We start from the raw sequence: 14,332 nt of genomic DNA on the forward strand, positions 1-14,332 counted from the left end.
TGATGGCCTATAGAAATATCGGCCATCGTGGTGGATACTTGTAGGAATCATAATAAAATCAAAGGATAGTTAATTAGGTGCCTGTTACAGCGTCTGAAAAGGTTGAGCAGTGGACAATTTCTGCATCACAGCGAGTTATTGTTGACCCACTGCTAGATTGTTTAGTGCTTCTTACTGAACATTTTGGTAATCCATGCTCAAGTGATTCACTTGCGGCGGGCTTGCCTTTGTCTGGAGCAGTGTTAACACCCGATCTGCTTCCACAAGCAGCATCTCGAGCAGGGTTAGCGGCAAAATTATCTCGTAAAGGCTTAAATGAGATATCGCCAATATTGCTACCTTGTATTTTGTTATTAAAAGATAAGAAAGCCTGTATTCTGCGAGAATTTGACCTCGAATCTGACCGTGCAGTCATCCAACTTCCTGAGACTGGCGGGGAAGAAATACTCACAATAGAATCGCTTGAAACTCTGTATGTGGGCTATCTATTCCTCGTTAAGCAAGAATATCGTGGCGACATGGGGTTCGATGTCTATTTACACGACAATAAAACTCACTGGTTAGTCCAAACCTTAAAGGACTCTGCCCCAATTTACCGTGATGCTTTAATTGCCTCGGTTCTCGTGAATATTTTCGCGTTAGTCTCGCCGCTGTTTATCATGAATGTGTACGATAAAGTTGTACCTAACCTTGCATTTGACTCCCTGTGGGTGTTAGCGATTGGTGCCTCTATTGCCTATTTATTTGACCTTGTTATGCGGCAATTAAGAAGCTACTTAATTGATGTGGCAGGTAAAAAAGTAGATATCATCGTATCATCTCGCCTCTTTGCCAAAGCAATTGGCATACCGCTTGAAAAACGCTCGCCCAGCATCGGCGGGATGGCTAAACAACTGGGTGAATTTGATAGCATCCGAGAAATTTTAACCTCAGCCACCATAACGACCTTAGTCGATCTGCCCTTTGCGCTCTTTTTCCTGATCGTGATTTATATTGTTGCTGGCGATTTAGCGGTGATACCTGTGGTTGGCGGTATGATCATCATTGGCTTTACACTCTATACCCAACCCAAATTAAAAGCGGCGATTGAGGAAGGTAATAAGTTTTCCAGCTTAAAACACGGGCATTTGATTGAGAGCCTATCTGCACTTGAGTCGATTAAAGCCAACGGCGCTGAAGGAATTGTTCAAAAAAGCTGGCAACAGATGATCGGCCACAGTGCAAACTGGCAATTAAAATCCAAAAAACTCTCAAATTCCGTATCGAATACTGCCAATTTTATCGTGCAATTTACCGTAGTATGCGTGGTTATTTTAGGGGTTTACCGCGTTTCAGATAACCTAATTTCCATGGGTGGGATCATTGCTGCGGTAATGTTATCAAGCCGCGCCATTGCACCAATGGCACAGTTAGCTGGATTAATGACGCGGGCCAACCATACTGCCAGCGCACTGCGCCAGCTCAATGAGTTAATGCTGCAAGAAGACGAGTTTGAAAATAAAGGCCACTTAGTCAGTAAACAGCGTTTAATAGGCAAAATAAACGCCGACCACGTTGGATTTAGTTATCCAGGCTCTGAAAAACCCGTGCTTCACCCGCTCTCATTAACCATCAATCCAGGTGAGCGTATTGCGATTATCGGCCGCAATGGTTCTGGTAAGAGTACCTTAGCCAAACTTCTCGTCGGACTCTTCCAACCAACAACTGGTAGCCTACGTTACGATGGTGTCGATTCGGCGCAAATTCATCCTAGCGATCTACGCCGTAATTTTGGTTATTTGCCGCAGGATGTCACCCTATTTCATGGCACGATCAGAGATAACATTCTCTTTGGTACTCGCCAAGTGACAGAGCATCAGCTTATCCGTGCGGTGCAGCTTTCAGGTGTCAGTCAATTTACGCACTTGGAAGCTGAAGGCCTAGATCAACAGGTTGGTGAAGGTGGAATGTCTCTTAGCCGCGGACAACGGCAAACCGTCGCCCTTGCCCGAGCGACCCTTAATGACCCACCCGTATTGTTGATGGATGAGCCTACTGCGAGTTTAGATGCTCGGGCAGAACAACAGTTTATTCGCTCAATGCAAAATGTCAGCAAGGATAGAACTCTGCTGCTAATCACTCACAAAATGCATTTATTACAATTGGTTGACCGTATTATTGTGCTTGAAAGGGGCCATGTTGTTGCTGATGGTCCTAAAGCTGAAGTGTTGGAAAAACTCAATTTTGGCCTTGTTAACGGAGGCGCTAAAAATGAGTAAAAACCTAACGGCAAATGATTTAGACATGGTTGATGACGTTTATGGCGCCATGATGACAGATGCACCTAGTGGGCATAGGCTCATCATATGGGCTTTAGCCGCCATGGTTGCCTGCTTTCTACTATGGGCTGGTTTTGCCGAACTCGATACAGTAACCACGGGTTCGGGTAAAGTGATCCCTTCTTCTCAAGTGCAAGTTATTCAAAGCCTTGATGGCGGGATCATGCAAGAGCTGTTTGTTCGAGACGGTGATCTTGTCACTAAAGGCCAACCACTCGTTCGGATTGATGATACGCGTTTTCGCTCTGATTTTGCCCAGCAGGAGCAAGAAGTCTTTGGTTTAAAGACGAATGCAATCCGTATGCGCGCAGAGTTAGATAGCATACTCATATCGGATATGACTTCCGACTGGCGTGAACAAGTCAAAATCACCAAAAAAGACTTAGTGTTTCCCGACAGTATTATTCAGGCAGAGCCTGCCCTCGTGAAAAGGCAGCAGGAAGAATATAGCGGTCGTTTAGATAATCTGAGTAACCAACTGGAAATTCTGGTTCGTCAAATCCAGCAAAGACAGCAAGAAATTGATGATCTCGCATCAAAAACAACGACGTTAACAACCAGTATGCAGTTGATTTCTAGGGAATTAGAACTCACTCGACCACTCGCTAAAAAAGGAATTGTGCCCGAGGTTGAACTGCTAAAACTTGAACGCGCAGTTAACGATGCGCAAGGTGAGTTAAATTCATTACGACTGCTGAGACCGAAGCTTAAAGCAGCATTAGACGAAGCGATATTAAAGCGACGTGAAGCGGTATTTGTTTACGCGGCGGACCTGCGGGCACAGCTTAACGAAACACAAACCCGTTTATCCCGAATGAATGAAGCTCAGGTGGGAGCTCAGGATAAGGTAAGTAAAGCGATTATCACCTCCCCCGTAAACGGCACCATTAAGACAGTGCATATCAACACCTTAGGTGGTGTAGTTCAACCAGGGGTTGATATCATTGAAATCGTCCCCTCTGAAGACCAATTACTAATAGAAACCAAGATCTTACCTAAGGATATTGCGTTTTTACATACAGGTTTACCTGCAGTAGTTAAGGTAACGGCCTATGACTTTACCCGCTACGGTGGGCTCAAAGGTACAGTCGAGCATATAAGTGCCGATACCTCACAGGATGAAGAAGGAAATAGCTTCTACCTTATAAAGGTCAGAACCGAAGAATCGAGTTTGATAAAAGACGATGGCACACAGATGCCAATTATACCGGGGATGTTAACAACCGTTGACGTCATCACCGGACAAAGATCCATTCTTGAGTACATTTTAAATCCAATTTTAAGGGCTAAGGACACAGCGCTCAGAGAGCGTTAAGCCTGTTATAAACCGGGAGGTTTGCAATGAAGACTTTAGTAAGACGCCAATTTCAATGTTCAAAAATAGCGGTCCTGCTGTCAGCTATTTTGCTGCCACTATCCGCTCAAAGCCAAACACTTGAGCAAGCGGTTGCACACACACTCGATACAAACCCAGATCTACGAGTGGCGTTTAACCGCTTTAAAGCGAGAGAAGAGCAAGTGAATCAGGCAATTGCTGGTTACATGCCAACAGTTGATCTCACTGGTGGTTATGGCTACGAGCAAACAGATAGCGTATCAACCCGTCGACGTAAAAATGTCGGCGATGTCGATAGCAATGGCGTAGCAGAACTAAACCGTGGTGAGTTTGGTATTAGCCTAAAACAAATGCTGTTTGATGGCTTTTATACCAGTAGCGAAGTTGACCGTTATAGCTTTGAAGCCAGTGCAGACCAATGGGCACTTCTCGCTGCCGCCGAAGATATGGCGTTAGATGTCAGTAAAGCGTATCTCAACTATCTGCGCACCGATGAGGTATTAAAGCTGGCGGAGAAAAACCTCAACAGCCATAAAGAAATCTATGATCAAATTAAGCAACGTACTGACTCTGGCTTGGGCTCAACCGCCGATCTTTCACAAATTTCAGGACGTCTTGCAAGGGCTAATGCGAATGTGATTTCCGCGCGTAACAATTTACTCGATGCAAAAGCACAATTTGTGCGAGTCGTTGCGGCCGACCCCGTTGACTTGATTCAACCCGTTCCTGATGCCGATATGCTTCCTAAGGATTTAAACAGCAGTATTGCTGATGCCGAGAAAAATCATCCCATCCTTAAATCTGCAGCAAACGATATTCGTGCGGCTGAAAATGAGCGTTCATCAACCCAAGCCAACTATTATCCGCAAGTTTCATTAGAGCTAAATGGTAGCTGGAACAATGATGTTGGGGGTGAAGATGGTGTAAGCGCAATAGCAAGCCAAAACGTAGGTGGTTACAGTAACGATATCGTCGCCATGGTGCGAGTCAAATATAACCTCTTTGCAGGCGGTAAAGACCTTGCTCGCGAAAAAGAATCTGCTTACAAACTCAGTGAAGCCAAAGAAATCCGTCAGCGCGCACAAAGAGAAGTCGTAGAAGGGGTCAATCTGGCATGGAATGCCTACGAAATGTTAGCGCCTCAAAAGCAATACATACGTGACCATGTGATAGCCGCCAAAGATACTCAGTCTGCCTATGCGCAGCAATTTAACCTTGGCCAACGCAGCTTACTCGACTTACTTGATACTGAAAATGAGTTGTTCGAAGCACGTAAGGACTATTTACAAGCTGAATACGATGAAACCATTGCGAAATATCGTGTACTAAATTCGACTGGCCGCCTACTCGACTCACTCAAAGTAACCCGTCCTGAAGCATGGCGTGGAGAACGTAACTACGAAGGAGGAGCAAATCAATGAAAACGTCTATCCTATTACTTAGCGTGACGCTTTTAGCGGGTTGCTCCATACGTGATACAGTCAATATTGACGAGATGACCACGACCCAGGCATCCGATCTTTCTGATAAGGATGGTGATGGTGTCATTGAAGCCCGTGAACGTTGTAACGAAACGGCAAAGGGTGCAGGCACGGATAACTACGGCTGTGGTCAAATAAAGTCAATTAATGAACGTAAGGAAATCAACGTATTATTTCCTAACAACTCAGCTTATATTGCACCTGAGTATTATCCTCAAATCGAAGAAGTGGCGATATTCTTACGTCAATATCCCACAACTAAAGTGACCATTGAAGGACACACAAGTCGTACAGGCACGGACGAAACAAACAAGGAATTATCGCAGGAGCGTGCTAATGCTGTTACCGCCGTTCTCGCCGAACGTTTCGGTATCGACAGAAGCCGACTGACAGCCATAGGCTATGGTTCAAGTCGTCCAATTGTTTTAGAGCAGACTCCTGAAGCTGAAATACGTAACCGTAGAGTCGTTGCAGAGGTGACGGGTGACGATACAGCAACAGATATGAAATGGACGATTTATTCCGTCGATGACACCAATTAAACACCAATAGAGTAGGCTATGAACGGCAGGCTAAAAGGTAACAATGCGTTTTTTCGAGCCTGCCGCTCATGCCTAGTTGTGTCTGCGTTAGGGATTAGCTGTCTATATGCTGCTCCAACTCAAAAACTCGATGAAGCCAAAATCACTTCTACGTTAGAAAAACGTTATGGTGAGCGAGCAGGTATGCGAGCAAGAGCTTGGTTTAAAGTGTTGGCGGAGGCAAGCACGGTTGACGAAAAAGAAAAGCTATTGAAAGTTAACAATTTTTTCAATTTATTCCGCTTCGTCGATGACATAAAATTATGGGGAGAATCAAACTATTGGGCCACTCCGATGGAGTTTATTGGAGTCAATGGTGGAGATTGTGAAGATTTTTCAATCGCCAAGTATTTCACGCTGCTTGAGTTAGGTGTACCCGAAGATAAGATGCGGATCACCATGGTTAAAGCAACCAGCGTGAATCAATATCATATGGTATTGGCTTACTATGATACGCCTGCGTCCATCCCTTTAGTGCTCGATAATCTCGATCATGTCATCAAACCTGCTACTCAACGTAAAGATCTGATCCCCGTTTACAGTTTTAACGGTAAACAATTATGGCTTAACAAAGAACAGGGACGAGGCGTTTTAGCTGGCTCGTCAACACGACTCGAAAAATGGAATGACCTAACCCATAGGTTAGGGGTTGATCGCTTAAGACAACCCAAATTAAAACTGGAGTAGCACCCAAGATGACACTGTTTAGACAGATTTATTCGCTGCTTTTTAGCCTGTTCTTGTTAGTTGTAGCAAGTCTTGGCTATGTGCAATTTACGGAGACTCAAAGCTTTTTAACCAAGCAAATGGAATCGGATCTAAACAATGCCAGTACCTCGCTTGGTTTAATGCTGACACCCGCACTTGAGGCCGGAGATACCGTTGCAGCAGAAACCCTAGTCAACGTTATTTTTGAAGGCGGCTATTATAACAATATCAAACTGATATGGATGGTTGACGGCAAACAGCAGGAATGGAATAACCCTATTAAAATTGATGATGTACCTCAATGGTTTATCAATTTGAATCTCTTTAAAACCATCAAAAAAGAAAGCACTATTACCTCAGGGTGGTTACAACTAGCACAACTTGAAATTACGGCCCATCCCGGCTTTGGTTACCATGAATTATGGCGGATCATGTCCAACACTCTTATCGTATTTTCATTGCTGTTTTTGGTCGCCATCTTTACCGCAAGATTAGGACTAACGTGGATTTTAAAACCATTAAATGCCCTATCTGAACATGCCAAAAAGATTGCAGCGAGACAGTTTGGCCCCGATATGCCACTCCCTAGCACCACCGAATTAAAGGATTTGGTCACGGCATTTAATAGTATGTCAGCCCAACTCAAACACCTTTTTCAATCCCTAGATGAAGAAGTCGGCTCATTACGTAAAAAGAACCTCACCGATCCCGCCTCTGGACTTCCTAATCGTCAATATGTGGTCAGTCGTCTTAATGGCTGGCTAAGCGAACCTAGCAGTGGCGCACTATTTTTAGCTAAACTCGATTGGCTCGAAGAAGTACACAGTAAGTATGGATACCAAGTTCGCGATGAAACGATTCGCCTGCTCGCAGAGAAGCTAGTACAACAATTAAATGAAATCACACCATCGGTCATTGCACGGATTGCCGCTTTTGAGTTTGCCTTCCTTGTTACCGATGTCGAGCACGATCAAATTAGCAAATACCTGCAAACACTGATCCGCACAATCAATCAAGAAATCTCTAAAGCGGGTTGTAAACCCAATGAGAATTTTGCGATAGGAGTTGCAGAGCGCGTTGGACAAATGAAGGTTTCCGACATTCTTGCACAAGCGGATAATGCCTTGCAAAAAGCGCTAAAAGACAACAAAACCTTTCATTGGTTTGAGACGACAGAACAACAGATCTTCACTCGTGAGCAATGGCGCGACAACCTAAGCCACGCCATTAGCAACAAGAAATTTAAATTCCGCTGGCAGCCGATCCAGTTTTGTAATGGCGATGGCGTCACCCAACGGGAACTCTACTGCCAACTCGAACTGGGTGATAAACTTACCCATGCTGGGCAGTTTATGCCCTATATAGAGCTATTATCATTGGGTTCACTGCTCGATAAATGCTTAATCGAAACGGTTTACGAGCAAAAGCTGCTTGAGCGCAACTACGAGCCATTGGCAATAAACTTAACCCATCAAAGTCTCAGTGATAGTCAATTTCATCAATGGCTCAATCACTTCCTGCGTAATGCCCCACAGGTTGAACGAATGTGTTTCGAAATCCCAGAAGCGGGCGTTTATAGCGATTTAGAATCCTGTACGCGCCTTTGCAATATTATTAGGGATAATGGTGCTAAATTTGGTATTGACCATTTTGGCCGCCAATTTGGCTCAATGTCTTACCTACAAGGCTTAAGACCAAGCTATGTGAAACTCGATCAATCCTTTGCCTACTATGATGAGGCCTCACATAATAGCGAGCTCTGCCGCGCTATTATCAATGTCGCCAAGGGATTGGATATTCAAGTCATCGTTACAGGCATTCAAGAAAAAGCACAGCTAGAACGTTTTAATGAGCTTAAAACAGACGCCTATCAGGGCTTTATTGCTCCACCAGAGAATATCGAATAACTTAAGCGTCATTGTGATGAGGCTCCTTCGGGAGCCTCATTTATGTGGTAAACCTTATAAGTAGCATGTGGTCAAAAAACCTTAACCCATCAGGCCTAGATCTAATCACCAGCAACAAAGAACAAAAAAGTAGATACAAAAAAGCCTCAGTCATTCTTTCGAAATTCTGAGGCTTAAATGTAATTGGTCGGTGATAGAGGATTCGAACCTCTGACCCTCTGGTCCCAAACCAGATGCGCTACCGGACTGCGCTAATCACCGTAACTGTTAACTATTTACCTGAATACTCAAGTGCGCTAGTTATGCGAAGAATGTGGTCGGTGATAGAGGATTCGAACCTCTGACCCTCTGGTCCCAAACCAGATGCGCTACCGGACTGCGCTAATCACCGAAAATGTAAATGAAATGGGGTGACTGATGGGGCTCGAACCCACGACAACCGGAATCACAATCCGGGACTCTACCAACTGAGCTACAATCACCACTGACTTTCACTTATATTGCTAACAAAGAAGCTCACAACTCATTCGGAAGTGGTGCGCCCAAAAGGATTCGAACCTTCGGCCTCACCCTCCGGAGGGGTGCGCTCTATCCAGCTGAGCTATGGGCGCTCGCCTTGGTTAGCGCCGCATATAGTATGGACAAATAGTCCTTGAGTCTATAGCTATTTTGCACTTTTTTGCTGACTGCTCAAGTTTTGATACATTAGCATGCTTTTTCAGCGAAAACACAGTTTAAATATGACTTGGATGTTACGGTATTTCATGTTAATTATAGCGTTTAGCAACAATTAACGCAGAACTGATTAGTGAGTATCATGTTTAGGGATGAAGATGAGACTACCCCACCTCGAGCTCGTGAGGTTGAGCGCTTAAAAAAGAGACTTTATCGCCTTAAATATTTGGCACATAAGTACAAGCGTGCGGAAGTGGTTCAAAATGCGTTACTCGAATTGTCCCATATTGCCACTCAGGTTTCCTCGCTGGAGGAATTTTACTTAGGGGTTCACCACCATCTAAAACAGCTTATCTCCGCGGATAATTTTTTTATCGCGACTCTCGATGTGAATAGCGGTGCCATTTCAGTTCCCTTCTTTGCGGATGAGAAAGACGCGCATCCTTCCCAACTTTATCCAGAGCAGTCACTATCAACACTGTTACAGCAAGGGTTAACAGGTTATGTATTTCGCACGGGACAAACCCTATTGTGCGATGAATCTAAAGTTGATGAGCTAGTCAACGCAGAAGAGATTGTCAACCTAGGTTCTCCTTGTCACCTTTGGCTGGGAGTGCCCATTAAGCATGAAGACATAGTCACTGCGGTACTTGTAGTGCAAACCTATGATACCAATGTGAGTTATGGCGATATCGAAGTCGAGTTAATGACCTTTATTTGCCACCATATTACTGGCGTGATGGAAAGGCTTAAGCATCAAGAACAATTAGAGCAAGCTATACAACAACGTACTAAAGAGCTTAGCCAAGCCTACGATAAGCTTAAGCAAGAAGTGTATGAGAGGCGCAGAGCTGAGCGACTCCAAAAATCCTTATTTGAAATTGCAGAACTAGCAAGCTCTGGTTCGGATAATCCAGTGTTTTACACTCAGCTACATAATGTAATCCGTCATCTGATCCCAGCCAATAACTGCTACATTGCCCTGTTAAATGAGGAAAGTACCCACTTAACCTTCCCGTTTTATGTCTCCCAAATAGAAAATCAACACCCTGGGGCTCGGCCATTACAGGATGGGCTCACAGAGTATATGCTCAAACACAAGCGCCCCCTGCTACTAGACCAAAATGATATTAATAACCTGATTGCCGCAAAAGAAATTTACGCTAAGGCGCCGACGCTTAATCACACCCAAACGATGCATCAATGGATTGGCATCCCGTTGTTTATCCATGATGAAGTACGCGGCGCGCTAACCATTTATAGCTTTAGCATGACTCAAAACTACCAAACGAAAGATTTGGAGTTACTTACCTTTGTATCACAGCATATTGGGGCTGCGATCGAGAAAAAACTCGCCGCGGAGTCATTACGCCGTAGTTATGAAGAGCTAGAAGAAAAAGTGGCTGCTCGGACAACAGCCCTTGCTGAACTCAATAAAGATCTAGAGAAAGAGATCCGCCAGCGCCGCAATATGGAAGCAAAACTCGTCCATGATGCTAAACACGATGCGCTAACCGGACTGCCCAATCGCGCCATGTTTATGGAGCGACTTAATCACGCTATTAAACACGTTCGCCGCCATAGCCTAGAGCAGTTTGCCCTGTTGTTTATCGATCTTGACCGCTTTAAGCTCATTAACGACACCATGGGACATTTAGAGGGCGATAGGTTTTTAATTGAAACAGCCACTCGCTTACGTTCCTGTATCCGCAGTAACGATACTCTAGCCAGACTCGGTGGTGATGAGTTTGTCATCCTGCTCGATACCATCAACGACATGAACGATGCGCGTGATGTTGCCGAACGGGTTATCCGAAAAATCTCCCAGTCCTATCATTTTGGGACGATCGAGTTCCATTCGGGTGCCAGCATCGGGATTACTATCAGTGGTAATAAGTTGGATACCAGTGAGTCAATGTTACGCAATGCCGACACAGCGATGTACCAAGCCAAGGCAAATGGTAAAGGTTGTTATGTGATTTTTGACGATAGTGCCTCACAGCAAAAAATGCAGGATATTGCTTTCGAGAATGATTTTAGACAGGCACTGCAAGCGGATGAGTTACAGCTCAACTTCCTGCCGATTGTCGATTTACAAACCAGACAAACCCGTTCCTTAGAATGTCGATTAAGCTGGGAGCACCCCCAATGGGGAAGTATCCCACAGGAAGTCCTGAACAAATTAGCCGAGCAAGCAAACTTACAAGTTGAGCTGGATAAGTATGCGATTCGCTTATTGGATAAGTGTTATCACCAACTATTGATAAGCCATGGAGATAACCTTGATTTACATCTTATGCTTTCCAGTCAACACCTTAAGCATAAGCATGTACTACGTGGGCTTAAAACCACCCTAAAGCAAACTCAGCTTCCTCTCTCTCAGTTATGGTTATTTTTTAATGAAAAAGCCTTGGTTCAAGAAACGGAGAATCACATTAGCGGCTTTGAATTATTAAATAAACTGGGCGTGAACTTAGGGATTAGCCACTACGGAAGCGGTCATAGTCCGTTAAATAGTTTGTTGTTTCTGCCATTAAAAGGCCTCAAGCTTGATGCGAATATCACTAAACAATTACAGGATGAACAACATATTAAGCTAATGTCGGCCTATCAAAAGGCGGCCTCAACCTTGGAGTTACAAACCTTTGTCGACGGGCTGCAATCCCCTGAGCAAATCAATATATTTCATGCGCTAGGTTACCGCTTTGGCCAAGGTTGTGCCTTAGCCTCTCCTTTTGCCTTAGTGGAAACGCAGCAACTGGTTTGCGCATAACCACCGCAATCACATGACTAGGGTGTGTTGACTTTTCGAGATTGAATATTGTTCGTTCTGGCAAACTGGTGCTCGCGAAACGAGGAATGACGTGTAGTGATGCTACGTAAATGGCGAGCAGCTCTTATGACATAAAGTCACAGTTGAGCTTGCCAGCCCCCCCCCTTCAGGCAGCATTTAGTTGCACAAATAGCCCTGAACTCTCAACATGCCTTTGAAAAGCCATTACGACTTTTTAAACATATCCCTTAAATTCGAAATATGGCTCCGGCCTGTTTGCATACGCTCTTGCTCGGTTTGTTGGGGCTTACGGTTTTCCCATACTAAATCGTCCTGGGGTAACTCGTGGAGGAAGCGGCTGGGCTCACAACGCATTGTTTCACCAAACTGACGACGCTCACGGCAAAGCGTAAACCACAACTCACGCTGCGCTCGCGTTATCCCCACATAGGCAAGACGACGTTCTTCATCGACGTTATCTTCATCTATGCTGGTCTGGTGCGGCAAAATACGCTCTTCAACTCCCACCATAAATACAAATGGAAACTCTAGCCCTTTAGAGGCATGTAGGGTCATAAGCTGCACCTGATCGCCGCCTTCATCCTCACTATTGCGTTCCATCATATCTCGCAGCGTGAGACGGTTAACCACTTCGGGCAAAGTCATAGGTTCTTCTAACTCATCCCCTGAGAGCATTTCAGTTACCCAGCGATACAGCTCCGAGATATTCTTCATCCGCATTTCGGCGGCTTTGGCACTGGTACTGGTCTCGTATAAGTAGTCTTCGTAATTAATCTTACGGATCAGTTGTTTTACCGCTTCAACAGGCTCACCTCGGTCGGCATGCTCCCCTGTATCAACAATAAAACGGCCAAATTGATAGAGTGCCGACATGGCATTAGGTGGCAGATGATGATTCAATTCAGGGGCAAAAATCGCCTCGAACATGGAAATATGCTTCTCGTTGGCAAAGTTACCCAAACGCTCCAAGGTCGATGGGCCAATCCCACGTTTAGGTAAGTTAACTACCCGCAAAAAGGCATTATCATCATCGGGATTTACCACCAGTTTGAGGTAACCCATGATGTCTTTAATTTCGGCACGGGAAAAAAACGAGGTGCCACCGCTCAATTTGTAGGGGATGCGGTTTGTCATCAACGCCCGCTCAAGTAGGCGAGACTGATGGTTACCGCGATACAAAATCGCGTAGTCACCAAATTGCGTACGGCCGACAAACTTGTGGCGAACAATCTCGGCGACCACGCGCTCTGCTTCTTGCTCCTCATTGGCGGCAAACAGCACCCGCATCGGCTCACCATAAGCCAGTTCGCTAAATAACGACTTATCATACACATGGGGATTGTTGGCGATAAGGATGTTTGCCGCCCGCAAAATACGCTGACTGGAGCGATAATTTTGCTCCAATTTAATCAGCTTAAGCTTAGGGAAGTCTTTGCCCAGCAACACTAAGTTTTGTGGCTTAGCACCGCGCCAAGAATAGATAGACTGGTCATCGTCACCCACTACGGTAAATCGCGCGCGCTCGCCCACCAGTAGCTTGACCATTTCATATTGGGAGGTGTTGGTATCCTGATACTCGTCCACCAGCAGGTATTGGATCTTGGTTTGCCAGCGAGTACGCACTTCTTCATGGTGGCGCAGCAATAGCGTCGGTAACAGAATTAAGTCATCAAAATCCAAGGCATTATAAGCTTTCATATGCTGGGCATAGCGTTGATATAACAGAGCGAACAATTGCTGCTGTTCATCTTTAGCCAGCTTTCGTGCCTGGTCGGGAATAATCAACCCGCCCTTCCAATTGGAAATGGCCCCCGCCAAGGCTTTCAGTAAATCCTTATCTTCTTGTAATTCTTTTTGGGTCAGCTCTTTAAGGAGTGCAAGCGTGTCCTGATCATCAAACAGTGAGAAGCCAGGCTTTAATCCCAGCACTTTATGCTCACGCTTTACAATCTCAAGCCCTAAAGTATGGAAGGTCGAAATCCACAAGCCTCGCGCTTCTTTTCGCCCCATTGACTGCGCGACCCGCTCCTTCATCTCACGGGCAGCTTTATTGGTAAACGTCACCGCGGCGATATTACGGGCATTGTAGCCGCACTTTTGCACTAGGTAAGCAATCTTGTTGATAATCACACGCGTTTTGCCACTGCCCGCGCCCGCTAATACTAAGCAAGGCCCCGAAACATAATGAACGGCATCATTTTGGGCAGGATTGAGTTTCATCTTCGCGCAATATCCAAACAAGTCTTGAGAAGGGGGATGGGATCATAGCAGAAGCTAAGGTTTTAAGGCCAACAAATCCCCAGATATCAACTGAGCAAGCAATGAGAATTCATAGCTTCTTCAAATGAGCAAACCTTTGAAGATGACATTCCCCAAAACCATCTGAAGATACTGAAATCAGCATGCAGGCAAACTCGGCACAAAATTAAAATATAAACTCACACTTTAGCCATTTTTTAAGCTAACTTGTTGCTAATATTGATAAGTCGCAGTAAAATCCAAAATGAATGAACGTTCATTCATATCTATGAG

The 14,332-nt window shown here is 44.9% G+C and carries 8 protein-coding genes and 4 tRNA genes; 7 read left to right on the forward strand and 5 right to left on the reverse strand.

The genetic code is table 11. The features are described from left to right. Positions 1-77: 77 nt before the first annotated feature. From SO_RS20040 to SO_RS20065, 6 genes are read left to right on the forward strand one after another with little or no spacing between them, the layout of a single operon-like run. Positions 78-2,258 (forward strand): type I secretion system permease/ATPase, encoded by a 2,181-nt coding sequence (locus tag SO_RS20040; RefSeq protein ID WP_011073977.1) that lies wholly within the window; start codon positions 78-80, stop codon positions 2,256-2,258. Next, positions 2,251-3,633 carry an HlyD family type I secretion periplasmic adaptor subunit gene (locus tag SO_RS20045; protein WP_011073978.1) on the forward strand — a complete coding sequence of 461 codons (1,383 nt, stop codon included), beginning with the start codon at positions 2,251-2,253 and terminating at the stop codon, positions 3,631-3,633. The genes SO_RS20040 and SO_RS20045 overlap by 8 nt, the downstream gene beginning before the upstream one ends. A 26-nt stretch (positions 3,634-3,659) precedes the next feature. After that, on the forward strand, positions 3,660-5,075 hold the full coding sequence (gene aggA, locus SO_RS20050) for a type I protein secretion system protein AggA (protein WP_011073979.1): 1,416 nt from the start codon (positions 3,660-3,662) through the stop codon (positions 5,073-5,075). After that, a complete protein-coding gene (locus SO_RS20055) occupies positions 5,072-5,677 on the forward strand; it encodes an OmpA family protein (RefSeq protein ID WP_011073980.1) in 606 nt (201 codons plus the stop codon). The genes aggA and SO_RS20055 overlap by 4 nt, the downstream gene beginning before the upstream one ends. Before the next feature lie 18 nt (positions 5,678-5,695). Further along, positions 5,696-6,403, forward strand: a complete 708-nt coding sequence (locus tag SO_RS20060; RefSeq protein WP_011073981.1) for a transglutaminase-like cysteine peptidase — start codon at positions 5,696-5,698, stop codon at positions 6,401-6,403. A gap of 8 nt (positions 6,404-6,411) precedes the next feature. Further along, a complete protein-coding gene (locus SO_RS20065; RefSeq protein ID WP_011073982.1) occupies positions 6,412-8,331 on the forward strand; it encodes a bifunctional diguanylate cyclase/phosphodiesterase in 1,920 nt (639 codons plus the stop codon). A 184-nt stretch (positions 8,332-8,515) separates the two neighbouring features. Here SO_RS20065 and SO_RS20070 read toward each other — a convergent pair. The 4 genes from SO_RS20070 to SO_RS20085 all read right to left on the reverse strand — a co-directional run bounded on the left by SO_RS20070 (position 8,516) and on the right by SO_RS20085 (position 8,942). After that, a tRNA-Pro gene (locus SO_RS20070) sits at positions 8,516-8,592 on the reverse strand. Positions 8,593-8,645: 53 nt separating this feature from the next. Then, a tRNA-Pro gene (locus SO_RS20075) sits at positions 8,646-8,722 on the reverse strand. 15 nt (positions 8,723-8,737) lie between these two features. Further along, a tRNA-His gene (locus SO_RS20080) sits at positions 8,738-8,813 on the reverse strand. Between the two features lie 52 nt (positions 8,814-8,865). Beyond that, positions 8,866-8,942: transfer RNA gene (locus SO_RS20085), tRNA-Arg, on the reverse strand. 206 nt (positions 8,943-9,148) lie between these two features. On the opposite strand from SO_RS20085, the gene SO_RS20090 reads away from it, so the two are divergent. Beyond that, entirely contained in the window at positions 9,149-11,779 is a 2,631-nt protein-coding gene (locus SO_RS20090) for a sensor domain-containing diguanylate cyclase (protein ID WP_011073983.1), read from the forward strand. Between the two features lie 225 nt (positions 11,780-12,004). Here the strand turns inward: SO_RS20090 and rep are convergent, their stop codons facing one another. Beyond that, positions 12,005-14,020: a DNA helicase Rep gene (gene rep, locus SO_RS20095; RefSeq protein WP_011073984.1), complete on the reverse strand. Its 2,016-nt coding sequence runs from the start codon at positions 14,018-14,020 to the stop codon at positions 12,005-12,007. Positions 14,021-14,332: the final 312 nt, after the last annotated feature.

This window comes from Shewanella oneidensis MR-1 (assembly GCF_000146165.2).
GTDB classification, from domain to species: domain Bacteria; phylum Pseudomonadota; class Gammaproteobacteria; order Enterobacterales; family Shewanellaceae; genus Shewanella; species Shewanella oneidensis.